Genomic DNA, 25222 nt, shown 5'->3' with positions numbered 1-25222 from the left:
CTTTTGCTTCCTTTTGTCTTTTATTGGCCTAGCTTGTAGAACGCCTGGTCCAGTTTCTCCGAGGCCGCGGCCAGCTTGTCGCGCTGGCCCTTCAGCCACAGCTCGTCCTGCGCCAGGCGCGCGCGCTCGGCGCCCAGCATACGCTCGACTTCGGCGCGTTGCGGGCCGCCCAGGCCGCGGCTGGACTCGATCATGTTCTGTGCCGTCAGCGCCTGGCGGAAACGCTCCTGCGTCAGCGGGAACTGCCCATGCTCGAAGTCGAAGGCCTTGAGCGCATCGCCGTAGATCTTTTGCACCTGGTCGAACGGGATGTCGGCCGGCTTGATCTTGTTGCTGCGGCCATAGGTCACGAGATCCGAGGCGAAGTGGTGGCCGACGCGGAACGGCACGTCCGAGTCGCGCTGCAGGATGTCGGCCAGCTCGGTGGTGGTCGAGTAATCGGCATCCACCTCGGCCAGCGCGCGCGCCTTGTCGATCACCAGGTTGCTCATCAGGTCGGCCAGCTTGCCGAAGGCGTTGGCGGTCAGGTCCAGCGTCTTTTCCACCTGGTCGCGCTTGTAGTCGGGCATGCCGGGCGTGACGTTATGCGCTTCGACCTGGAAGGTCATGGCGCCGCCGACCACGTCGCTGGCCTGCAGGCGCAACACGTTCAGGCCGTAAGGGTTGCGTTTCTGCGGCATGATGCTGGAGGTGCCGGTCAGGCGGCCCTCGCGGATCATGATCCAGGGGTAGGGATTGTGGTACTGGGTATGCATGTCCTGCACCAGGATGCCCATGGTCAGCGCGGCGTTGCTGCAGATGCCGACCAGTTCCACGCCCATGTCCAGCGCGCCCAGCTGGGCGGCGTCATAAGAGTTCTCGACCGGGCCGTCGAATCCCAGCAGCTCGGCCAGGCGGTTGCGGTCGACCGGGAAGCTGGAGGTGCCCAGCGCGGCCGACCCCAGCGGGTTCAGGTTCAGCCGCGCATAGGCTTCCTTGACGCGCGTGGCGTCGCGCCCGAAAGCGGCCGCGAAGGCCAGCAGGTAGTGCGCGTAAGTGGTCGGCTGCGCCTGCACGCCGTTGGTGTAGGCGGGCACGATGGTATCCAGGTTGTCCGCGGACAACTTCAGAAATACCGCCTTGGACTTGTTCATCTGCTCCATCAGGTTCAGCACGCGCTCGCGCTGCATCAGGCGCCGCGTGGTGGACAGGATGTCCTGGCGGCTGCGGCCGGAATGCATGCGCGAGCCGTCCGGGCCGGCGTAGGCCAGGATCAGCGGCTCATACTGCAGGTAGTCGGCGGGACGCTTGGCGCCGGGCTGGTCGCCATCCTTGATCACCTGGTCGACCGCCTTGACGATCTTCTTGCCCAGCGCCGGCGGCACGATCTTGTTCTCGATCGTCATCACGGTCGAGGCCTTGTTCATTTCCCCCAGAAAGTAAAAGTAATCGTGCGGGCCAGTGCCGGCCTTGTCGGCGGCCAGGGCCGGCGCCAGCGCCAGGGCCGCGAGGCTTAGTACGGCCAGCTGGCGCAGCTTGCCGGGGGTACGGATCGGGGTTGGGTGCAAATCATTGGTTTTCATTGTCTTGGCTCTCTGTGGATGAGTTGGAACGGGAAGGGCTGTTGCCGGAACGCTGGCCGGCCTCGGCATCGGACGCCGGCGCGATACCGATGCCGGCGTTGAAGGGAGTGAGTTGTGCCAGGTCGATGCTGACCCGGTCGCCCTGGTTGCCGATCGGCGTCATGCGCATGGCCGCGGGCGGCGGGGCGATCCAGCCGTTGTTGATCTGGTTGGTCTGCAGGAAGCCGGTGGCCGATGCGGTGCTGGTATCGGTCAGGATATTGCTGGTGATGCCGCCCAGGTTGCGCACCACGACGCCTTTGCCGATGGCGGCGATGGTGGTGATGTCGCCTGCTTGCCCCATCGGCTTGCCATTGGGCGCGCTGGCGGTAATGGCCAGGACGCCGTCGTTGACCCGCAGCGTGTTGGTGCCGCCGCTGAAACGCAGGCCATAGGCGCCGTTGCTGGCGGCGCTGATGTTCATGTTGCCGCTGCCGCCGGTGGCGATGGTATTGAAGCCGTTGCTGCTGGAACCGACGAAGGAGATGCCTTCGCCCGAGCCGTTGCCGGTTCCCGACAAGCTGATATTGCCGCTGCCCGACAAGATGGAAACGCCGTTGGCCGCCGCCGACGAAGCCGAGCGGATCAGGATGCCGGCGGCGGAAGAGCCGGCGCCGCTGGTTCCGGTCAGCGCGATGTCGCCGCTCACGGTGGCGATAGTGTTGGCGCTGGCATTGCCGGACGGATAGAGGCTGATGCCGCTGCCATAGGCCGAGCTGCCGTTGAGCGCCACCGAACCGCTGCCGGTGGCGCGGATCGTGTTGCCCCCGGTCTGCATGCCGATGCCGTTGCCATAACCGCTGCTGCCGGTGATGGAAAGCCGGCCGTTTTCCACGCTGACGGTGGCGTTGCCGTTGCCGTAGAAGGCCACGCCATTGCCCTGGTCGGCGGCGTTGCCGATGAGCGTGACGTTGCCGCTGCCGGTGGTGCTGATCACGTTGGTGACGGCCAGGATGGCGATGCCGTGGTCCAGCTCGGGGATGTTGGGCGAATGGAAATTGCCGTTGAGCGTGATGTTGCCGCCTTGCGAGGTGATGCGGTTGGCCGAGGCGGTGCCGTTGCCGCCCAAGGCAATCGCATCCGAGGTGCCGACCGAGTCGCCGGTCAGCGTGATGTTGCCGGACACGGTGGCAACGTTCACCCCGAGCGAGCCGCCGGTCGAGTTGAAGAAGATGCCGTAGCCGCCGAAGCTGTTGGTGCTGTTGCCGTTGATGACGATGTCGCCGCTGGTGGTGGCCAGGTTGATGGAGGCGTTGGCGCCGGATGGGGCGATATCCACGCCGCGTCCCGAGGCGCTGGTGCCGTCCAGGCGCAACTGGCCGCTGCCGGCGCCGAGGTTGATGGCGGCATATTGGCCGCCGGCATCCAGCGAAAGGGCCTTGAAGGAGCCGCTGCTCGTGTTGACCTGCGTATTGTTGGATGTCAGCGTGACGTTGCCGGCGGTGCTGAGGACGTTGATCTGCGCGCCCGGCGCCGAGGCGGTGCCGTTGCCGGAGGCGATCAGCGCCAGGGACGGCGTGGTGCCGCCGGCACTGTTGCCGGTGATGGCGATGTTGCCGTTGGTGGCCAGGCTGATCGACGAGGTCGCGCCGCTCGAATTGAGCAAGGTGCCATAGCTGCCGCCGCTATTGCCGGTGACGGAAATATTGCCGCCGGCAGAGCGCATGCTGATGTTGGAGCTGGCGCCGGAAGAGGCGATATCGACCCCGCGGCTGGCGCTGCTGTTGCCGTTGATGGCGATGTTGCCGCCGGCGGCGGCCGCCAGCGCCACCGCGCCGTTGCCCGATGCGGCCAGATATACCCCGCGGCCGCTGCCGGCAAAGCCGTTGCCGTTGCCCTGGATGGTCAGGTTGCCGCTGCCCACGCTGATGTTTTGCGAAGAGGCGGCAGCGGTGGAGCAGACCAGTACGCCATAGCCGGAAGTGGCATTGCCGCTGATGCTCACGTTGCCCGAGCCGGTGGCGGCGATCGTGTTGCCGGTGCTGAAGATGCGGGTGGCGTTGCCGCTGCCCAGGTTGGTGCTGTCGATGCTGATCGAGCCGGCGCCGCTGGTGACGATCTTGCCGCCGCCGGTCAGCACAAAGGCATCGCCCGTGCCGCCGGCGCTGGCTTGCAAGGCGACGATGGTGATATTGCCGCCGCCGGCATCGAGGGTGCTGCCGGAGATCTGGGTGGCGTTGGCGGTGGAACCGGCCGCCAGCGACGATGAGGTCGCCCCGCGGATGGTCATGCTGCCGCCGTTGGTGCTGATGTTGCTGCCGTTGGTAATGGCTACGCCGGCGCCATTGGAGACATTGGTGCTGGCATAGGAGCTGCCGGGCGAGACCGCGCCGCTGATGGTCAGGTTGCCGCCGTTGGTGGCGATGCTGGCGTTGTTGAGCGACACCGAACCGTTGCCGGTGTTGTTGAAGTTGGAATACAGCGAGACGTTGAGCGACTTGCCATCCGCGTTGGCGATGCTGGTATTGGTCATCACGATGTTGCGGTGCGCTTGCAGCGTCAGCGTGGCATTGCCGACCGCCTTCACGTTGTCCAGCACGTTGATGTCGCCGGACGTGCCGCCGGCCGAGGTGGTGCAGACCAGGATATTGGCGCCTTCGCTCAGCGAGGCGTTGAGCGTGGCCGAACTCAGGTTGGAACTGGCCGAACCGGATGAGGTGAACGGGCTGGTGCTGGTGGCGCCGCCGGCATTGGCGGCGCTGGTGATGTTGATGTTGTACGGATCCAGCAACCAGGTGCCGCCCTGGCCGGACGCCGCCGACAGGTTCACCGCGCCGAACACGTCGAGGTAGTGGCCCGAGGTTTCCACCAGCCCGCCGGCGCCGGTGCCGCCGCCGCCGGCCACGCTGATGTCGCCGTAGAAGCGGGTGCTGCCGGTCGACCACAGGATCACCTTGCCGCCGTTGCCCGAGGTGAGTGCGCCGGCGTTGATGGAGGCATTGGCATCCATGTAGGCGGCGCTGGCCTGGAACACGCCGTTGCCGCCCTGGTAGTCGCCGCCGGCCAGCACGGTGCCGCCGCCGGCGTCGCCCGAGGCGTCGATGCGGCTGCCGTCGAACATGCCGACGTATTGGCCGAGCAGCTTCACCGTGCCGCCGGTCTGGCCGGCATCGCGCCCGGAAACGTCGATCGTGCCGCCGTTGGCGACCACGCCGCTGTTGCCGCCGTCCAGCACCACCACGCCGTTGCGCTGCTGCAGGCTGGTGGCTTCGATGATGCCGCTGTTGTTGACCACTTCGGCCATCAGGGCATTGCCGGCGTGCGCCGTCATCAGCACGGTGCCGCCGCGGGCCTGCAACAAGCCGGCGTTGGATACGCTGGCGTTGACGGTGGCGTTATTGACCTCCATGCTGATCAGGCCGTCGCCATTGAAGTCGAGCGTGATCTTTTCGCCCGCGCCCAGCACCACCGCGCCGAGCCGTGCGGCGATGGCGCCTTCGTTGCGTACCTGCGCGCCCAGCAACGCCACATAGCCGCCGTCGGCGGCCGTGATGTTGCCGAGGTTGATCACCGCGCCGCTGCCGCCATCCAGCTCGAACACGTTCTTGCCGGCCATGAAGTTGGCGTCCGAGATGTTGAGCGCGCTGGCCACCAGCCCGCCCACATTGACCGAGGACCCGGCCCCGAACAGCACGCCGGACGGATTGACCAGGTAGACCTGCCCGTTGGCGTTGAGCGCGCCCATGATCTGCGAGGCATCGCTGGACAGCACGCGGTTGAGCGCCACCGAGGACGAGGTGGGTTGCTTGAAGTTGACGGTGGCGGCGCTGCCGATGTTGAAGGTATTCCAGTTGGTCACCATGCGGTCGCTGTTTTGCGTCACCGTCATGGTATTGCCCGCGGTTGCGATGGCGCCGCTGCCGGCGACGATCTGGCCGTTGCCGGGCAGGGCGCCGGCGTCGAGCGCCAGGGCCGACAGCGGGGCCAGGCCGAAACAGGCGCACAGCGCCGCATGCGCGATCGGGGACAGGGCCGGCAGGCGCGGGGCCGCATGGCGCGCGCGGCGGAATGTGGAAGAAGTGTGCATCGCGTCTCCTCAGAAGGTGTAATTGATGCCCAGGCCGATGGCGCGGATGGTGGTGCCCACGCCCGAGGACAGGCCGCTGGCGCCGAACACGCCGGCCACCGCATAGTTGTAGTTGGCCAGCGCGTTGTTCCTGAGCACCGTGTATTGCCCGAAGATGCGGGTCTGCCGGCTCCAGGCGTAGGAGAAGCCGTAGGCCTGCTGGCTGGCGCCCATGCCGTCGGTGGAGCACTTCACGTTGTTGCCCGAGATCATGCTGCATTCGCCGGGCAGGGCGCGTCCGGCATTGGCCAGCAGCGTCCAGGCGCCGATCTTGTGCGACAGGCCCAGCATGTAGGCGCGGCGGCGGTAGTTGGACAGGTCGGTCGAGGTGGTGCTGGTGTTGACGACGCCGTATTCGGAGTAAGAGAGGTCGTCGGCGATCAGCGATACCTTGGTGGCGCCGAAGTCGTAGCCCAGGCCGTAGCGCAAGCTGAAGTCGGAAGACGAGGTGCCGGCGGTGACCGCGGTGTTGCTGCCCACGCCGCGCGCATTGCGGCCCAGGCTGGCGATGCCGAAGTAATTGATGTGCTGCTCGGCGGCGACGATGGCGGTGAAGCCGCCATATTCCCAGCTCAGGCTGCCGCTGTACAGGTAGCCGGTATTGACGTCGGCAGCGGCCTTCATGCTGTTGTCCGAGATGGCCAGCTTGGCTTGCAGGCCATTCCACTTGGGTGTCCAGTAGGCCAGTAGGCCGGCCTGGCGGCGGTTGAAGGCGGCATCGTCGTTATTGGACGAGGAGGCGGTGCCGACCGGGCCTGAGTTCTTGGTGATGCTGGTGATGAAGCCCGGCGAGCCGATCAGGTTGTAGTGCGCGGCGCTGGTGCGGGCCTGGAAGGGATCGAGCGAGGTCATGCTCTCCTTCATCGGGGTATCCCAGTTGCCGTACATCAGGGTGCCGTAGGCCGGGTTGTTGAGCGCCACGCCGGTGTTGCGCAGGTCTTGCGAGTGGGTCCAGTCGGGCACCGACGGATCGCTGCGGTTGGTGTAGTTCAGGGACAGGCCCAGTTCCAGCTGCCACAGGAATTTCCATTGCTGGTACAACGGGATGCCGCTACGTGCGCCGATGTAGGAGACGTTGTCGCGCACGCGCCAAAAGCTGTTCATGTTGCGGCCGTTGGGCGTGGCCAGCTTGCTCTGGTCGGCCGCCGCCTGCGGCGTGGAGCCGTAGCGGTTCACGTATTCGGGGACCAGTCCCAGCGAGCCGTACAGGACGAATGCGTTTTCCGGCTCTTCGAAATCCTCGCCCTTGCTTCTCAAGTCGCTGGCCAGGCCGGCGAAAGCCTGCGGCGAGCCCGATACCGAGACCCACACGCGACGCGCATTGCGCTGCTCGGTGGCCGGGTCGACGCCGGGCGACACCGCGAAGGCGGCATTCATCACGATGTCCTTGTGGTACAGGTTCAGGCCCACGCCATAGCCCGAGCGCGAGAGGCGGTTGGGGCTGTTGTCCCACGGCGTCTTGTTGACGGTGACGCGGCCGGCGTCGCCGAACAGCACGCCTTCGGCCACCGCGTCGCCGATCATGCCCAGCCGCTTGCGCAGCTCCAGCCGGGCCAGCACGCCTTGGTCGCCGGCCGCTTCGCCCACCGGATAGGCGCGCACGCCGTTGGGGCCGCCCAGGCTCATCTTTTCGGAGGCATCCAGGTTCTTGTCGGCCCATTGCGCCGACACCGAGCCCAGCAGCGAGTAGCCGTTGCCCAGTTGCTGCAGGCGCGAGAAGCCGAGGTTGACCTTCTTGTAGTTGCCGGCCGCCCTGGAGGTGATCGCATCCAGCGCGGCGTCGTTGGGCGTTTCCTTGTCCAGCGAACCGCGCCCGGCGCGGATGCTCCACAGGTTGCCGCCGCCGCCCAGGAGATTGTCGCGCCAGTCGCCCGACAGGCTGGCGCTCCAGAAGTCGGCCGACTTGTCGACCACGGTGGCCGAGGTGATGTCTTGGAAATGGCGGTATTCGGCCGCCAGCCCGAGGTTGATGTTGGCGTTGCGGCTGCGCAGCAGCGAGCTGTTGAGGAAGAAGGTCGAGACCTTGGCCGAACCGCTGGCTTGCGCGTCCTTGAGGTTCTTGCCGACGTTGTATTGCAGCTCGGCGAAATTGGCGCCGATGGAAACGCCGGTGGCGCCGATCGGCATCGCATAGCCGAGCCCGGCGATGCGCAGCCCTTCAAACGAGTTCTGGGTATTCAACGTAAAGCTCTCGCCCAGGCCCAGGGCATCGTTCAGGCCCAGCGTGGCGGACAGCCGGTTGGCGCCGGTGTAGTAGTTGCCGTAGTTGTCGAAGGCGGCGCGGGCGGTCCAGGCGGTCGTCTCGGAGAGCATCAATACGATGTCGGCGGCGCCGGCCTGGGCGGAAGGGCGCAGCACTGCGCGCACCGATACGCCATTGATGTCGGACAGGCGCAGCAGTACGCGCTCCAGATCGGCTTCGCGGATCACGCTGCCGGGCGTCAAGGCATCGATGAAGTGCTGCAGGGTGTCGCGGCCCAGCCGCGTGTGCGGGTCGGTTTGCGCGCTGACGGCGCCGATCACGCCTTCGCGCACGCCGATCTGGACCACGCCGCCGGCAATTTCCTGCGCCGGCAGGTAGGCGCGCGCCACCGGATAGCCTTGGGCGCGGTACAGCGCGGTAATGCGGGCGGCCGCTTCGCGCAGGCCGCGAAAATCCAGTTCCTGGCCGACCAGGCCGGCCAGTTCGGCCTGCAGCCGGGCGTCGGGCAGCGACTGGTTGCCGGAGAGCCTGAATCCGGCCACATGCACGCGCACATCGCCGGCCGGCGCCTGGGTTTCATCGCCCGGTTCGCTTTCCTTTTCGATGCGCACGCGCGATTGCGGCATGGCCGGAGCCCGTTCTGCCGGCGACAACTGGGGGCGGTTGGTCTCGAACATGCTGCCGGCGGAGGGCGGGGCGCTTTGCGCCAGCGCCGCCGTCGGCATCAACTGGATGATGGGGGCCGCCGCCATCAGCGTGAACATGCGCCGCGCAAGCAAATGCCGCGCGGATCCGGAAAAGCGGATCTTTTTCATCTTGTGTCTCGATTTATAGTTATTTGCCTCAACCGGTCTGGTTTTTATTGGACGTGGACCGGTCCCTCCTCGTGGAGCGCTGTTGCGCTCCGGCCTTGCCTGCTATTGCCGGACGCTGCTTTGGCGTCCGGTCGGTATCCAGCGCTGGATGCTGGTGCTGCGATGTGCCATTACTGCTGCGGGAAAATCCTGCGCAGCGTGTCTTCCGAGCGGAACAGCTTGTCAGCCTCGTGGGCCGCGCCCTTGACCTGGAATTCGGGATGGTTCACCGGGATCTGCCATTGGTTCGACAGGAAGCGCTCGTAGCGCACGAAATTGAGCTGGCGCTCGACCCGTGTCGCGCCTTGCATCGCGGCGCCGCAAGCCTTGTCGAGGTAGCGATGGTTGGGGTTGACGTCGCGTGCGCCGACCATATAGGTGATGTTGCGGCCGGCGTAGCGGCGGAACAGTTGTTCGCCGTCCAGGTTCTGGCGCTTGAGGTAATCCGGCGCATTCTCGATGCCGTAGCGGTAATTGTTATAGCCCGGGCAGATGATCGATTTCGGCAGGGAAAAACCGTCGCCGTCGGGCCGGCTGGCCTCGAAATAGACGTAAGACGAAGGGCTGGAGATCACATAGCGCAGCGCGATCCCGGCCTGCTGCAGCGGGCCGTCGAGTTCGTTCAGCGCCGCATAGCGTTGCATCAACTGGGCGCCGGCGGAGTGGCCGATCATCACGATCTCCTTGAGGTCGGGAAACTGCTTGCGGTCGGCCAGGTAATGCACGATGTCGTCCAGGGCCTGGAAGGAGGTCACGCCATCGACCCCGCGCTCGGAGGCTTCGCCTTGCATCCAGGTGCTGCCGCTCCACAGCGGCATGGCCGATGACGAGCCCCGGTCGGCCTGGACCATGAAATTGGGCGCGACCAGCAGGGTGTCGGCGGCGCTGAATTGCGCCATTTTCAGCAACTGCAGCCCGATCTGGAAGTAGTCGTCGGCATTGCGCTTGACGCCATGCACGAACACCACCGCACGGACGACATGGGCGGGCAACTGTTGCAGGTTGCGGTTGGCATAGACGGCGAAGGAATAAGGCTGGCCGGCGCCGATCCGGATGACCTGGGGCGCATCGTCGATGGCATCCGTCTCGGCGGCGCGGGCATGCAGCATCGGCAGCATGAGGGCGACGATGGCAAAGACCAGGGCCGCGATGCCGGGAGAGAAATAGGCGAAATTTTCCAGCCGGCGCGCCAGCTTGCTGCGCACCTTCACCGCGCCTTCAAGCCCTTCAAACCCGTCAAGCGCCTGTGCCTTGCCATTTCCGGAGTGTCTTTGTGCCGCCATATTCCTGAGCCTGCCGTCGTCGGTTGCGTGAGATGGCAGGATGCGGGCGGCAGGAGGGCATGCGCTACGTGCTACCGGGCGTCTCCCTCCGCATGCGGGCATCCTGCTGCGAATTGTTGTTGTCGTTGGGAGGGATTATAGGAGCGTGTTTTCACTATGTAAAATATCTTGAATACGCTAGCAAGATACTTAAAAAGTATTAATAGTGGTCGAAGCTATTCTAGAATTTTTCGAGAAAAGTATCTTAAGTCAATGAATTAAAATGATTTTTAATGGATTGTCGCGCAGTCGCAAACACGCCGGAAAGCGGGAGCGGAAAAAGAATGGGGCAATAATGGAAAAAGAGCCGCAATTTGCATTGCGGCTCTTTTCATTTGCGCTGGCGCCGCGCCTCGTCGCACGAGGCGCGGCGCTCATTCACCTCGGTGTGGAATCAGATCGCTTCCAGCGCCTTGTTGAATGTTTCGCTCGGACGCATGACGGCGAAGGTCTTGGCGCGGTCCGGCAGGTAGTAGCCGCCGATGTCGACCTGCTTGCCTTGCACGCTGTTGAGTTCGGCCACGATCTTCTGCTCGTTCTCGGCCAGCGCCTTGGCCAGCGGTGCGAAGTGCTTGGCCAGCTCGGCGTCGTCCTTCTGCGCGGCCAGTTCCTGGGCCCAGTACAGGGACAGGTAGAAGTGGCTGCCGCGGTTGTCCAGCTCGCCGGTCTTGGGCGAAGGCGACTTGTTGTTGTCCAGCAGCTTGCCGGTGGCGGCGTCCAGCGTCTTGGCCAGGATCTTGGCGCGGGCGTTGCCGGTCTTGATGCCGACATCTTCGATGGACACGGCCAGCGCCAGGAATTCACCCAGCGAGTCCCAGCGCAGGTGGTTTTCGCCAACCAGTTGCTGTACGTGCTTGGGGGCCGAACCGCCGGCGCCGGTTTCGAACATGCCGCCGCCGGCCATCAGCGGAACGATCGACAGCATCTTGGCCGAGGTGCCCAGTTCCATGATCGGGAACAGGTCGGTCAGGTAGTCGCGCAGGATGTTGCCGGTCACCGAGATGGTGTCCATGCCGCGGATCACGCGTTCCAGGGTGTAACGCATGGCGCGCACTTGCGACATGATCTGGATGTCCAGGCCGTTGGTGTCGTGTTCCTTCAGGTAGGTGCGCACCTTCTTGATCAGCTCGGCTTCGTGCGGGCGGTATGGGTCCAGCCAGAACACGGCCGGCATGCCCGACAGGCGCGCGCGGGTGACCGCCAGCTTGACCCAGTCGCGCACCGCCGGGTCCTTGACCTGGCACATGCGCCAGATGTCGCCGGCTTCGACGTTTTCTTCCAGCAGCACCTGGCCGTCCAGGGTGACGATGCGGGCCACGCCGTCCTGGGCGATTTCGAAGGTCTTGTCGTGCGAACCGTATTCCTCGGCCTTCTGGGCCATCAGGCCGACGTTGGGCACGGTGCCCATGGTGGTCGGGTCGAAGGCGCCGTTGGTCTTGCAGAAGTTGATGATTTCCTGGTAGATGCGGGCGAAGGTCGATTCGGGCAGCAGGGCCTTGGTGTCTTCGGTCTTGCCTGCGGCGTTCCACATCTTGCCGCCGGCGCGGATCATGGCCGGCATGGAGGCGTCGACGATTACGTCGTTGGGCGCGTGCAGGTTGTCGATGCCCTTGGCGGAGTCGACCATGGCCAGGCGCGGGCGCAGGGCGGCGTCGGCCTTCAGGTCGGCCAGCACTTCGGCCTTCTTGGCTTCCGGCAGGGTGTTGATCTTCTCGTAGACGCCGGACATGCCGTTGTTCGGGTTCACGCCGATCTCGGCGAACAGCTTGGCGTGCTTTTCAAAGGTGTTCTTGTAGTAGGTGCGCACGGCGTGGCCGAACACGATCGGGTGCGAGACCTTCATCATGGTCGCCTTGACGTGCACCGACAGCAGCAGGTCGGTCTCGAAGGCATCCTGCATCTGCTCTTCGTAGTACTTGCACAGCGCCTTCTTGCTCATGAACATGCTGTCGATGATCTCGCCGGCCTGCAGCGAGACCTTCGGCTTCAGGACGACGGTTTCGCCGGACTTGGTGACCAGGTCCATGCGGACGTCGACCGCCTTGTCGATGGTCAGGCTCTTTTCGCCGGCGTAGAAGTCGCCGCCGTGCATGTGCGCCACGTGGGTGCGCGAAGCCATGCTCCACTTGGACATCGAATGCGGGTGCTTGCGGGCGTAGTTCTTGACGGCGTTGGGCGCGCGGCGGTCGGAGTTGCCTTCGCGCAGGACCGGGTTCACGGCGCTGCCGGAGATCTTGGCATAGCGCTTCTGCAGCGCCTTCTCTTCGTCGGTGCTGGGGTTTTCCGGGTAATCCGGGAGCTTGTAGCCGCGGGCCTGCAGTTCGCGGATGGCCGCCTGCAGTTGCAGGATCGAGGCGCTGATGTTGGGCAGCTTGATGATGTTGGCTTCCGGCTTCTGGGTCAGTGCGCCCAGCTCGCCCAGCGTATCGGGCACTTTCTGCTCATCGGTCAGGAACTCGGAGAATTCCGCCAGGATACGCGCGGCCACCGAGATGTCGCTCTCGACGACGTCAATACCGGCTTGCGCAGTGAACTTCTTGACGATGGGCAGAAGCGAGTGGGTCGCCAGATAGGGGGCCTCGTCGGTCAGCGTATAGATGATGGTCGGGTTACCTGTAGTCACGATGGTGTCCTTGCTGTTGGTGTGTTGATGTGCTGTGCTGCATGTGCCGTCCTGTCGTCCGGTATGCGGATGCATCGTGTGCTTGTGGCTGAGGCATCCGCATGCCCTTGGCTGGATCGGCAATCTCCTGCCGGCGAATCGTCATTTCCCTCGGGAAATGGTTTCCTCCGGCAGCGTCTCGTCTTTCCCTCTGATGCCGCGGCAAAAAACAGACGGTAGTTTACTCCTAAGCGAGCCGAAATGCTTCAACTCTTATATAAGACTTGCAGAATTTTTGCATGGATGTCGAGGCAAATGTTGCCGCAATGCCATCAAGACCAAAAAAAGGGCCGCAGATGCGGCCCGATTCAATCTTCAATAGTGACTTGCAGGGTTGGTTCAGGCCGGCACCGCTTTGCCCGGCGCCTGGTTGCCCTGGTTGCGGTAGAGGACGAAGGTGGCGATCAGGCCGCACACGGCCGCCGCGCTCATCCAGATGCCGGGCGCGGCCTTGTCGCCGGTGTACTGGATCAGGCCGGTGGCGATGGCCGGGGTGAACCCGCCGAACAAGGCCGTGGCCAGGCTATAGGCCAGCGAGAAGCCGACCGTGCGCACCTCGACCGGCATCACTTCGGTCAGCGCCACCACCATCGCGCCGTTGTAGCTGGCGTAGAGGAAGGACAGCCACAGCTCGACGATCAGCATCTTGCCGAAGGTGGCGTCATGCACCAGCCAGTTCACGGCCGGGTAGGCGGTCAGGATGGTCAGCACGGTAAAGGCCACCAGGATGGGGCGACGGCCGATGCGATCCGACAGGGCGCCCATGATCGGCAGCCAGATGAAGTTGGACAGGCCCACGCACAAGGTCACGATCAGGCTGGCCTCGGTCGACAGCTTCAGCACGCTCTTGCCGAAGGTCGGCGTATACACGGTGATCAGGTAGAACGAGACGGTGGTCATCGAGACCAGCATCATGCCTGCGATCACCAGCTTCCAGTTCTCGAGCATCGAACGGAAGATCTGGCCGGTGGTGGGGCGATGCTTGCGGCGCAGGAACTCTTCGGTTTCCTGCAGCGAGCGGCGGATCACGAACAGCACCGGCACGATCAGGCAGCCGATGAAGAAGGGGATGCGCCAGCCCCATTCGCCCACTTGCGCCGGCGTCAGGGTGGTGGACAGCACGTAGCCGATGGCGGCGGCCACGATGATGGCGACCTGCTGGCTGCCCGACTGCCAGCTGACATAGAAGCCCTTGTTGCCGGGGGTGGCCATTTCGGCCAGGTAGACCGACACGCCGCCCAGCTCCACGCCGGCGGAGAAGCCCTGCAGCAGGCGCCCGACCAGCACCAGCAGCGGCGCCAGCGCGCCGATGGTGGCGTAACCGGGGACGAAGGCGATCAGCATGGTGCCCAGCGCCATGAGCGCCAGTGTCACGATCAGGCCCTGGCGGCGGCCGACGCGGTCAACGTAGGCGCCCAGGATGATGGCGCCCAGCGGACGCATCAGGAAGCCGGCGCCGAAGGTCATGAAGGTCAGCATCAGCGAGGCGAACTCGTTATCGCTGGGGAAAAATGCTTTCGAGATGTGGGTCGCGTAGAAGCCGAACAGGAAGAAATCGAACATTTCCATGAAATTGCCGCTGGTGACGCGCAGCACCGTGGAAAGCTTCGAGTGCGAAGATGTGGATGTACTCATGATGTGTGCCTCAATTGTGTGTTTGGCGGACCGTGTATCCGGTCTTGTGCCTGTCTCGGCCGGCGTGGAACCGGTTGTAGTCAGGATCTTTTTAGGTATGTCAGCTATTGCGCCGCCGATTCTATCCCCGAAAACCGGCGCGTGGATGCTGCGGCCGGGGCTGCCATGCAGATTTCGGTTTTTTCGATGGCTGGATGAAAGGTTCCGCGCAGGAAACTCCGGGAAATGGCCCTAATCTGAGCCTGTCGAAGGGCGCGCGTCGCGTCACCGGCTGAGTCACCGGCTGAAGGCGCCATGCAAAACGCCCGGCGCATGGCCGGGCGTTGGTATGGCGAAGTGAGGCGAGGCGCGCCGCGTCAGCTTGCGGGCTGGCGATCCTCGGTCGATGCGGGGATTATTGCCGCCGCGTCTTGCTCATCCTCACGGCGATAGGCCAGTTGATACAGCAGCGGCAAGACCAGCAGGGTCAGCATGGTGGACGACAGGATGCCGCCGATCACCACCGTCGCCAACGGCCGCTGCACCTCGGCGCCAGTGCCGGTGGCCAGCGCCATCGGGACGAACCCCAGCGAAGCCACCAGCGCCGTCATCAGCACCGGGCGCAGGCGCGCCATGGCGCCTTCCCTGACCGCGCGCGAGAGCGGCATGCCGTCTTCGCGCAGGCTGCGGATGAAGGACAGCATCACCAGCCCGTTCAATACCGCCACGCCGGACAAGGCGATAAAGCCGACCGCCGCCGAGATCGACAGCGGGATGCCGCGCAGCGACAGCGCCAGTACGCCGCCGGTCAGCGCGAAGGGGATGCCGGTCAGCACCAGCAGGCCATCCTTGACGTTGCCGAACATCGCGAACAGCAGCACGAACACCATCAACAGCGCCGCCGGCACCACGATCTGCAGGCGCTCGCGCGCCGACTGCAGGTTCTCGAACTGGCCGCCCCAGCTGGTCCAGTAGCCGGCCGGCACCTTCACCTGTTGTTCGATGCGCGCGGCGGCGTCTTCCACGAAGGAGCCCAGGTCGCGGCCGCGTACATTGGCGCTGACCACGATGCGGCGCTTGCCGTTCTCGCGGCTGACCTGGTTGGGCCCGGGCGCCAGCTCCAGCCTGGCCACTTCGCCCAGCGGGATGAAGGCCGCGCGCCGGCCGGCTTCGTTGGCCGGCAGCGCAATGGGCAGGCGCAGCAAGGCGTCCGGATCGTTGCGCAAGTCCTCGGCCAGGCGCACCACGATGTCGAAGCGGCGGTCGCCTTCGAACACCGCGCCGCTTTCCTTGCCGCCGGTGGCCGCGGCCACCGTGTCCTGGATCTGGCTCACGGCCAGTCCGTAGCGCGCCGCCTTCTCGCGGTCGATGGCCACCGTCAGCATCGGCAGGCCGGTGGTCTGCTCGACCTTGACCTCGGCCGCTCCCGGTGTGGCTTGCAGCGCCTGGGCGATGGCTTGCGCGGTGCGCTCCAGCACCTGCATGTCGTCGCCGAAGACCTTGACCGCGACGTCGCTGCGCACGCCCGAGATCAGCTCGTTGAAGCGCAGCTGGATCGGCTGCGAGAACTCGTAGTTGTTGCCGGGCAGGCGCGCCACTTCCTGCTGGATGGCGGCCAGCAGTGCATCGCGCGTCTTTTTCGGTGTGGGCCACTCGCTCTCCGGCTTCAGCATGATGTAGCCGTCCGAGATGTTGGGCGGCATCGGGTCGGAGGCTACCTCGGCGGTACCGGTGCGGGCGAAGACGCGCTCGATTTCGGGGAATTTTTCCACCAGCACGGCTTCGATCTGTTTTTGCATCTCCAGCGACTGGGTCAGGCTGGTGCCGGGGATGCGCAGCGCCTGCAGGGCCAGGTCGCCCTCGTTCAGGCTGGGCACGAACTCGCTGCCCATGCGCGCGCCCAGCAGGGTGCACAGCAGCACCATGGCGCCGGCGGCGGTCAGCATCACCGGCTTGTTGCCCAGCGACCAGTCCAGCAACGGCGCATAGGCGCGGCGCGCGGCCAGCATCAGGCGGTTCTCCTTCTCGGCCACGCGCTCGCCGATGAACAAGGCAATGGCGGCCGGGATGAAGGTGACCGACAGCAGCATGGCCCCGGCCAGCGCGATCACCACGGTGAGCGCCATCGGATGGAACATCTTGCCCTCCACGCCGGTGAGCGCGAACATCGGCAGGTAGACCACCATGATGATCAGTTGTCCGAACAGGAGCGGGCGGCGCGCCTCGCGCGCGGCGGCGAACACCTCGTGGAAGCGTTCCGGGCGCGTCAGCTTGCGGCCGGCGTGCTGCTGCGCATGGGCCAGGCGGCGCACGCAGTTCTCCACGATCACCACCGCGCCGTCGATGATGATGCCGAAGTCCAGCGCGCCCAGGCTCAGCAGGTTGGCGCTGACCTTGTTGGAGACCATGCCGGTGAAGGTGAACAGCATCGCCAGCGGGATCACCATGGCGGTGATGACGGCGGCGCGGATGTTGCCCAGGAACAGGAACAGCACCGCGATCACCAGCGCCGCGCCTTCGACCAGGTTCTTCTTGACCGTGGCGATGGCCTTGTCCACCAGCACGGTGCGGTCGTACACCGTGACCGCGCGCACGCCTTCGGGCAGCGAACGGTTGATCTCGTCCATCTTGCGGCCGACCGCCTGCGACACGCTGCGGCTGTTCTCGCCGATCAGCATGAACACCGTGCCCAGCACCACCTCGCGGCCGTTCTCGGTGGCCGCGCCGGTGCGCAATTCGCGGCCGATGGCCACCTCGGCCACATCGCGCACGCGCACCGCCACGCCCTGGGCGTTGGCCACCACCACATTGCCGATGTCGTCGATGCCGCCCAGTTGGCCGGGCACGCGCAGCAGGTATTGCTCGCCGCGCTTTTCGATATAGCCGGCGCCGACATTGCCGTTGTTCTTCTCCAGCGCGGCGCTGAGGTCGGCCAGCGTCAGGCCGTAGGAGGAAAGCCGGGCCGGCGAGGGCGCGACCTGGAACTCCTTGGCCTGGCCGCCGATGGTGTTGATCTCGGTCACCCCCGGCACATTGCGCAATTGCGGCTTGATGATCCAGTCCTGGATCTCGCGCAGGTCGGTCGGCGAGTAAGCCGTGCCATCCGGCTTGCGCGCGCCGTCCCCGGCCTCGACCGTCCACAGGTAGATCTCGCCCAGGCCGGTGGAGATCGGCCCCATGGCCGGCTCGGCGCCGGGCGGCAGCTTGCCGCGCGCCTCCTGTAGCCGTTCGTTGACCAGTTGGCGGGCGAAGTAGATGTCGGTGCCGTCCTTGAAGATCACGGTCACCTGCGACAGCCCGTAGCGCGACAGCGAGCGCGTCTGTTCCAGGTGCGGCAGGCCGGCCATGGCGGTTTCGACCGGATAGCTGATGCGCTGCTCGGTTTCCAGCGGCGAGTAGCCGGGTGCCTGGGTATTGATCTGCACCTGCACGTTGGTGATGTCGGGCACGGCGTCGATCGGCAGGCGCTGGTAGCTGTACAGCCCCCAGGCCGCCATCCCCAGCACGGCCAGCAGCACCAGCCAGCGGTGCTCGATGGCGAATTTGATGATGCGTTCAAACATGGGAAATTTCCTTTATCGGTTCATGGCGGGCATCAATGCGCGTGCTCGGCGCTGGCCTTGCCCAGCTCGGCCTTGACCAGGAAGGCATTCCTGGCGGCATAGCGCTGGCCCGGCTCCAGTCCGGACAGGATTTCGGTACGGCCGCCCTGGCTGCGCCCGGTCTTGACCGGCTGGGCGATGAAGCCGCCTTGCGCAACGGTGAAGACCACGCTGCGGTTGTCGACCGTATGCACGGCCTCATCGGGCACCGCCAGCACCTGCCTGGCCGCGCCGGCCGCCACTTCCACCGTCACGAACATGCCGGGACGCCAGGCGCCGCCGGGGTTGGCAAGCACCACATGGGCCTTGGCGGTGCGCGTCTGTTCGCCCAGCAGGGCGCCGACGTAGGCCACCTTGCCGCTGGCCGAGGAGGACAGGGCGCTGGCCTTGACCGTGGCCGACGCGCCCACCCGCACCGCATCCAGCGCGCTGGCCGGCACGTCGATCTCGGCCCAGACCTGGTTGAGGTCGGAGAGGGTGAAGACCGCCGTGTCTTCCCTCACCATTTCGCCCAGGGCGATGTGCTTTTCCACCACCACGCCATCGAAGGGCGCGCGGATCTGGAAGGCGCCCGAACCGCCATCCCCGCCGGCGCCGAGCGCCGCCAGCTTCTGCGCGGCGTTACGCGCGGCGATCTCGGCTTCGCGCAAGGCGGCGCGCGCCTGCAGGTAATCCTGTTCGGCCGAAATCTTTTCTTCCCACAGCTTTTTCTCGCGCGCATAGCCGTCGCGCGCCAGCGCCAGGCGCTGTTGGGCGTTCTGCGCTTCGCTGCGCAGGTCGGAGATGGCGCCGCTGTCGATGCTGGCCAGCAGTTGACCCTTCTTCACGGCCTGCCCCAGGCGCACCGGCGCCGCCTCGACCACGCCGGCCACGCGCGGCACCACATGCGCCGTGCGGTCGGCATCGAAGCGGATCTCGCCCGGCAGCGGCAGCATGCCGGCCATGTCGGACAGGCCGGCGTCGGCCAGTACGATGCCGGCCACGCGCATCTGCTCGGCGCTGAAGGCGATGCGTTCGGCCGCGGCGTGTTCATTGCCGTCATGCGCGTCGCCGGCCTTGGCGCTCTGCTCGTCGCCATGCTCGTCATCGCCTTCCTTGTGGCCGGCTTCCTTATGTTCGGCGTGGGCGTCTTCCTTGCCGTGCTCGCCATGCTGGTCGCTGCCGGACTTGCCGCCCAGCGTGATGGCGCCTGCGGCCAGCGCCGTGACGATGAGGATGGCGGCGATCGCCAGTTTCTGTTTCTTGTCCATGAGGTGTCCTTTCATTGGGCGGCGCCGGGCAGGCGCGCGAGTTCGGCGCCGAGCAAGGCTTCGAGGCTCGCGGCGGCACGGTGCGCGGCGGAGAGCGCGCGCAGGTATTGGGTTTGGGTCTGGAACAGGGTGCGTTGGGCGTCCAGCACTTCGGTGAAGCCGAACTTGCCCAGCTCGAAGCCGCGCGCGGCTGCCGCATAGGCCTGCTGCGCCGCCGGCAGCACGTCTTGCTGCAGCGCCTGCGCCTCGGCGCGGGCGTTGCGCAAGGTTTCGTAACCTTCGGCGGCGGCGCTTTGCGCCTGCAACTCGGCGGCCGCCAGTTCATCGCGCGCCCGGTCGGTGCGGCGCAGCGCCTCCAGCAGGTTGCCCTGGTTGCGGTCGAACAGCGGCAACGGCAGGGACACGCCGATGACGGTCATGTTGCGGGCGGCCTCCTCGTCGCGCTTGTTGCCCAGGCTGACGGTGAGGTCGGGTATGCGCTTGCTGCTTTCGATATCGGCCAATGCTTTGTTGCGGTCAACCTCGATCCCGGCCAGGCGCACGGACGGCGCGGCGGCGGCCAGGCGCACCACGTCGGCAATCTGCGGCAGCGGCGGCAGCATGGCGCCGTCGCCCTGTGCTTCACCCAGGCAGGACGCGCTGCGGCCCAGCAGCGTCGCCAGCTTGTGGCCGGCGATACGCGCCTCGCTCTCGGCCTGGTTCACTTCCAGGCGGGCGGACGATGCCGCCACGCGCGAACGCGTCTGTTCCACCGGCGACAGCTTGCCGGCCTGCACGCGGCGGGCGGCGGCGTCGCTCATGCGCTCGGCCAGGTCGGCGCTTTGCAGCGCCAGCGCCAGGCGTTGCCGGCTGTGCAGCACCTCGAACCAGGCTTGCGCGACGTCGGCGCGCAAGCCGGCCGCGCGCGCCGCCAGCTGGCTGCGCGCGGCATCCTGGCCAAGGCGGGCGGCGGCCACGCGAGCGCCGCGCTTGCCGCCCAGTTCCAAGGTTTGGGACAGGGTGTAGGTGGTGCTGCGGGTGGCCTTTTTGGTGTCTTCGAGTTCCATCGAAAACGTTGGGTTGGGCCAGGCGCCGGCCTGTTGCAGGGCGCCATCGGTGGCGGCCAGCGCATGCCTGGCGGCCGACAGCGTGGGGTTATTGTCGTGCGCCAGGCGCTGGGCATCGGCCAGCGTCAGCGGCGGTTGGCTGGCCGGGCAGGCGGCGCCGGCCAGTACCGCATTGGCGTGCGCCAGGATGGGCGCGGCCTGCAATAGCAGGGCCGTGGCCAGTCCCGGCACGAGGGCGTGCTTGAACATCGAATTCTCCAGGATCAAGGGAAGGATTCGGCGTGCGGACAAGCTCTTGCCGCCGGCGGCATTGCCGTCGGGCGCAAGTCTTCAGGGAAGAGGGAAAAGGAGGCTCAGAGCCGGGCCGCAACGCCGCGCGGATGCGCGGCCAGCCAGTCGGGCTCTTCGGGATGGTCCGGGATGTGGGAAGAAAACGCGATGGTGAAACCGGCTGGCGCCGGCGATGCCGCGCGCAGCAAGCGCCGGGCGGCGGCGGCCGGATAACCCAGGCTGCCGGCCTGCATTTCGCAGCTGCTGCAAAAACCTGCGGCATCCTTGGCGCCGGTTTTCTTGCCGGCTTGCACGGCATTGTCCAGGCCATCCGACTGCGGCTGCAGCTGGTGGTGGCCGGCATGCCGCGCCAGCGTCGCCGCATGTTCGTTGTACGGCCCGACCGCCGCCCAGCACAGCTGGATCAGCGTAATCGAAAGCAACAGGGCCGTAAGCAGCTTTTTCATGCGGGCGAGGGAAAGGGCAGCGGGAGAATATGAAGACCGCAGCGATTCTACCTGCGATTGTGCGGCGCTTCAATTTTTCCTGCGCGCGCTGGCGCGGGCATGGATGAAGTGCGCGGCGCATTTCCGCCAGGCGTTTTTCAGCGCGATGCCGTTCAAGGTTCAGAAAAAACCCTGGGTCGGCAGCGGCACTTCGTTGATGCTCAGGTTGCCCAATGCATAGGACTTGTGCACAGCGTGGTTGTGGGTGGAGATGGTGCGGATGTTGCGCCAGTGGCGGTCCAGGTTCAGGTGCGCCAGGGTCGCCGAGGCGCCGGCGATGTCGAACAAGGCGGTCGCGGCGTGATGGGCAATGCGGTCGACCGTGATCTTGGCCTTGGCGGCGGCGCTGGCGGCAGCTTGCAGATGGCGGTCGACATCGGCATCCTGGCGCTGCAGCGCGGCATAGGCGTCGTCGGCCACGCGTGCGGCGGCCAGCACGATGGCGCGCACCGCGAAGGCATCGGCCTCGCGTTCGCCCAAGGCGGACAGCAGCAGCGGATCTTGCGCGCCCACCGGGGTTGGCGCGTAGTAGTAGTTGCGCTTGCGCTTGCCCAGCAGTTCGGCGGCGTCGCGGGCGACGGCCGAGACCACGCCGGCAATCACCGCGGTGAGGAACAACTGCGCGATGGTCGAGCCGAAGACGGCCTGTTTGCCGGGAATGTCGGCCGGCAGCAAGACTTCGTCAGCCTCTATGCGCACATTCTCCAGCAAGGTGGTGCCGCTGCCGGTAAGGCGCTGCCCCATGCCGAACCAGTCATCGACCGTGTCCAGGCCGGCACGGCCCTTGGGCGCGATGGCGATCACGCGGGTGCCGTCTTCCAATGACACCGGCATGTAGAGCCAATCCGAAAACAGCGAACCGGTGGAATAAAACTTCTTGCCATTGAGCACATAGCCACTGCCTTCGCGCACCAGCCTGCTGGAGAACGGGCCGCCGCCGCCGATCTGGGCCTGGCCCAGTTCGGTATTGGCCGCGCCGATCATGTCGCCCGCCAGTACGCGATCGCGCAGCCGCGCTACCGCCGGATGGGCGGATGGCGTATTGAGGATGCGCTCGATCGCGACATGGTGGTTGCGCCAGATATGCGCGATGTTGGGATCGGCTTCGGCCAGGGTGATGGCGGCGTCGAAAGTTTCCGCGAGGCTGGCGCCGCCGCCGCCATGTTCGGCAGCCAGGCGGCGCGCGCCGAAGCCGGTGGCCTTGATTTCATCGATCAGGGCGAACGGTTGCTCGCGCTGTGCATCACGTTGGGCGGCGCCGTCGGCGATGCGCTGCAATAGTTTTTCAGGGAAGGCTGTCATTGTGCTCTTGTGTATCGGTTATTCGTATCCCGGGTTCGGCGGTTAACCCGGGCGTTATTGGGAAATGGCAAGCCGGCCGTCACAGGCGGTATCCGGCTTCCGATGCATCCCCCACCAGCTCCGGCAGGTCGGCTTCCCATTGCAGGTAGGCCGCACTGGCCCGGGCATTGCCGGCATGGCGGTCATGCAGCCAGAACAGGTAATCGATGCGTTCGTCCCGGGCCGGCAAGGCGGGGGTATCGTCGAGTGGCAGGCCCGCTGCCTGCCATCCTTCCAGCCCGCCCGGCAGTACCGCTATCTGCAGCGCCGGATGGCCATCGGCCAGATGTTGCAGCAGGGACAGCGCCAACAGGCGCGCCACGCCATCGTCGTCGCCCGATACCACGATCTGGTTTGCGGCGGCCACGCGCGCCAGCAGCGCCGGCCCCAGCGCGGAGCGGTTGCTCCATACGGCGCCTTGCGAGCGTACCCGGCCATAGCGCTCGCTGCTGCCGGCATCCAGCACCAGCGCGCCGTCGTGCACCCATTGCCGCGCAGCCTCGGGGCTCAACGCGGCGATCTGTTCCCAGCGGCGCGCCAAGGCAGGCAAGGGGGCGGCGGCGATGCTGTCAGGCACTTCGGCCGGAGGCGCGAACAGCGCCACCTGCACGCCCAGCCGTTGCAGCCAATGGGCTGTGATGACGGCACGGCTGCCATCGGTATCGATCAGGACCACATGGGCATTGCGTACCGCCACCCATTCATCGAGGCACTGGATCAATTGCACGCCTTGTACCCAAATGGCGCCGGGCCAGTGACCGTGCTCATGTTCGGCGCGGGTGCGGATATCGAAGATGAACGTGGTGCGGCGTTGGTCGGCTTGCCATTGGCGCAATGTGGCGAGGTCGATGCGCGGCAGCGCTTCCCGTTGTTCCAGCGCGGCTGCGCGGTCGCGCGCAATGGCCTGGGCCTGGGCCGACGCGGGGGCGCTTTCCTGGGCCGGCTGGCGTTCCAGTTCCAGCCCGGCCAGGCGCCAGCCCTGGGTGCCGCCGGCCAGCGCCAGCACGCGGTTGGGCACGCCGGCATCGATCAGGCTTTGGGCGCCGATGATGCCGCGGGTGCGGCCGGCGCAAGTGACCACCACCAGGGTGTCGGGCGAAGGCACGACATCGGCGAAGCGGGTGAGGATTTCACTGCCCGGGCAACTGATCGCGCCGGGGACATGGAAGCGCCGATGCTCTTCCAGGGTACGGGAATCCAGCAACACCAGATCGTCGCCGGCCCGCTGCCGGGCAGCCAGTTCCTGCGCCTCGATGTCGCCGGTGTGACAGGCCTTTTCGACGAATTCGGAAAACGCCTTGCTGGGCACATTGACGCCCTGGAAGGTCTTGAAGCCATGCGCGCGCCAGGCCGCGGTACCGCCTTCCAGCCAGTACACCGCGCGATAACCCAATGACAGGGCCGCAGCGGCGGCAACCTGGGCCAGCGTGCCGTCACCGGATACCAGCGCCAGCCGGGTATCGAGGCGCGGCACCCGGCGCGGCAGATCCAGTTCAAAGCGGCTCAACGGCAGATTGACCGCCAGCAGCAGGTGGTCTTCGCCGAACTGGCCGGCTTCGCCGATATCGATCAAGGCGATTTCTTCGCCATCGCGCAGCCAGGCGGCCAGGGTGGGCGAAGGAATGGATAGCGCGGAAATAACGGGAGTCTGGGTCATGATGTCAGGCGGCGAGGGAGGCGTAAGGGGAGGCCGGAACCGTTGCCACCGGATGGCGCAGGCCGGCCTGTTCCAGCAGCGGGATGACACGTTGGCCGAAATAGGCCAGTTCGGGTTCATAGTCGAAGAAGCAGATCTGGATGCCGTCGCAGCCCGCGGCCTTGAGCTGGAGCAACTGGTCGACGATCTGCTCGGGGGTACCGACCAACTGGATGTTGCCGCCCACGGTGCGCTCATCGCGCTCGTGGCCGCGCCAGGATTGGCTGTCACCGGTGGCGTGCGAATGGAAGAAACCTTCCACCGCGCCATGGTCGGCGCGATCGAGGATGGCCTGGTAGGCCTCATGCGCCTCGCGCTCGGTATCGCGGCAGATGATCATGGGATTGATCAGGGTGCGTACGTCGCGCCCGACGGCGCCCGCCTCGCGCTTGACCCGTGCATTGAGTTCCGGCAGCGCGGTGATGGCCTTTTCGAAGCGCGCCCCCACCGGGCTGGTGATGAAGATCAGGTCGGAATGGCGTACCGCGCTGGCGATGCCGGCGGCCGAGCTGGTGGCGCTGACCAGGATCGGGCGGCCATACTGCGGTTTTGGCGTGACGAAAGCCTGCTTTAACTGCCAGCGGCTGCCCTCGTAATCGAGGTTGTCGGCGCCGGACCACAATGCGCCGAGCACGTCGACGAATTCATTGGCGATCTGGTAGCGCTCGTCATGCGCGATCTGCTGTTGGCCGAACATGGCCCATTCATCCTTGCGAAAACCGGTGACGATGTTCAAGCCCCAGCGGCCCTTGGCGATATGGTCGAGGGTGGCGCCGAACTTGGCCAGGTGCAGCGGATGCCACGGCCCGTACAGGATGTGGATGGTGGAGATCAACAGGATGCGGCTGGTGATGGCGGCCAGCGCGCTGGTGGCGATGAAGGCATCCAGCGAGGTTTCGCGATAGCGGGTTGCGCCGCCGAAGCCGCCTTTGCCGAGCCAATGCGCCGGACCGAACGCCAGTTCGAAGCCGAGCTGCTCGGCCTGGCGCGTGAGCGCGGCATTGTAGTCAAAGCTCCAGTCGGTGCCGCGCGGCAGGGTGGACATGCTCCAGCCGCCGTTATGGATGGGCAGGAACAGGCCCAGCAGCAGGGGTTGCGTCAGCGCTTGCCCGAGCGGACTGGAGGCGGGCAGCGACGACAGGGGGCGTGTCGTATCGGTCATGATGGATTGGCGTTCAGATTTTTGAAG

13 protein-coding genes are annotated in these 25222 nt (G+C 66.0%); all 13 read right to left on the bottom strand.

Features of this window, described 5'->3' with window-relative positions; translation table 11 throughout:
* Positions 1-20: 20 nt before the first annotated feature.
* Complete coding sequence (locus tag AC07N6_RS08080) at positions 21-1562, bottom strand: argininosuccinate lyase (RefSeq protein WP_494779796.1); 1542 nt, start codon at positions 1560-1562, stop codon at positions 21-23.
* Complete coding sequence (locus AC07N6_RS08075) at positions 1549-5628, bottom strand: beta strand repeat-containing protein (RefSeq protein WP_494779795.1); 4080 nt, start codon at positions 5626-5628, stop codon at positions 1549-1551. The genes AC07N6_RS08080 and AC07N6_RS08075 overlap by 14 nt, the downstream gene beginning before the upstream one ends.
* A 9-nt stretch (positions 5629-5637) precedes the next feature.
* Positions 5638-8685, bottom strand: coding sequence for a ShlB/FhaC/HecB family hemolysin secretion/activation protein (locus tag AC07N6_RS08070; RefSeq protein WP_494779794.1), 3048 nt, complete (start codon positions 8683-8685; stop codon positions 5638-5640).
* Positions 8686-8855: 170 nt separating this feature from the next.
* A complete protein-coding gene (locus AC07N6_RS08065; RefSeq protein WP_494779793.1) occupies positions 8856-10007 on the bottom strand; it encodes a hypothetical protein in 1152 nt (383 codons plus the stop codon).
* A 433-nt stretch (positions 10008-10440) separates the two neighbouring features.
* Positions 10441-12669, bottom strand: coding sequence for an NADP-dependent isocitrate dehydrogenase (locus AC07N6_RS08060; RefSeq protein WP_494779791.1), 2229 nt, complete (start codon positions 12667-12669; stop codon positions 10441-10443).
* A gap of 378 nt (positions 12670-13047) precedes the next feature.
* The gene (locus AC07N6_RS08055) at positions 13048-14343 is read right to left on the bottom strand and encodes an MFS transporter (protein WP_494779790.1); all 1296 of its coding nucleotides are present in this window, start codon (positions 14341-14343) and stop codon (positions 13048-13050) included.
* 356 nt (positions 14344-14699) lie between these two features.
* Positions 14700-17885 carry a CusA/CzcA family heavy metal efflux RND transporter gene (locus AC07N6_RS08050; protein ID WP_494779789.1) on the bottom strand — a complete coding sequence of 1062 codons (3186 nt, stop codon included), beginning with the start codon at positions 17883-17885 and terminating at the stop codon, positions 14700-14702.
* A gap of 32 nt (positions 17886-17917) precedes the next feature.
* Positions 17918-19174 carry an efflux RND transporter periplasmic adaptor subunit gene (locus AC07N6_RS08045; RefSeq protein ID WP_494779788.1) on the bottom strand — a complete coding sequence of 419 codons (1257 nt, stop codon included), beginning with the start codon at positions 19172-19174 and terminating at the stop codon, positions 17918-17920.
* A gap of 11 nt (positions 19175-19185) precedes the next feature.
* Positions 19186-20469: a TolC family protein gene (locus AC07N6_RS08040; RefSeq protein WP_494779787.1), complete on the bottom strand. Its 1284-nt coding sequence runs from the start codon at positions 20467-20469 to the stop codon at positions 19186-19188.
* A 104-nt stretch (positions 20470-20573) separates the two neighbouring features.
* On the bottom strand, positions 20574-20957 hold the full coding sequence (locus AC07N6_RS08035; RefSeq protein ID WP_494779786.1) for a hypothetical protein: 384 nt from the start codon (positions 20955-20957) through the stop codon (positions 20574-20576).
* Between the two features lie 159 nt (positions 20958-21116).
* Entirely contained in the window at positions 21117-22298 is a 1182-nt protein-coding gene (locus AC07N6_RS08030) for an acyl-CoA dehydrogenase family protein (RefSeq protein ID WP_494779785.1), read from the bottom strand.
* A gap of 79 nt (positions 22299-22377) precedes the next feature.
* Positions 22378-23994: a rhodanese-like domain-containing protein gene (locus tag AC07N6_RS08025; RefSeq protein ID WP_494779784.1), complete on the bottom strand. Its 1617-nt coding sequence runs from the start codon at positions 23992-23994 to the stop codon at positions 22378-22380.
* 4 nt (positions 23995-23998) lie between these two features.
* Positions 23999-25195 carry an LLM class flavin-dependent oxidoreductase gene (locus AC07N6_RS08020; RefSeq protein ID WP_494779783.1) on the bottom strand — a complete coding sequence of 399 codons (1197 nt, stop codon included), beginning with the start codon at positions 25193-25195 and terminating at the stop codon, positions 23999-24001.
* Positions 25196-25222 lie beyond the last annotated feature (27 nt).

Source organism: Herbaspirillum sp. GW821-FHT09A12, assembly GCF_059418325.1.
The sequence above is the reverse complement of the archived record's forward strand: the minus strand, read 5'-3'. Positions and strand labels throughout refer to the sequence as shown.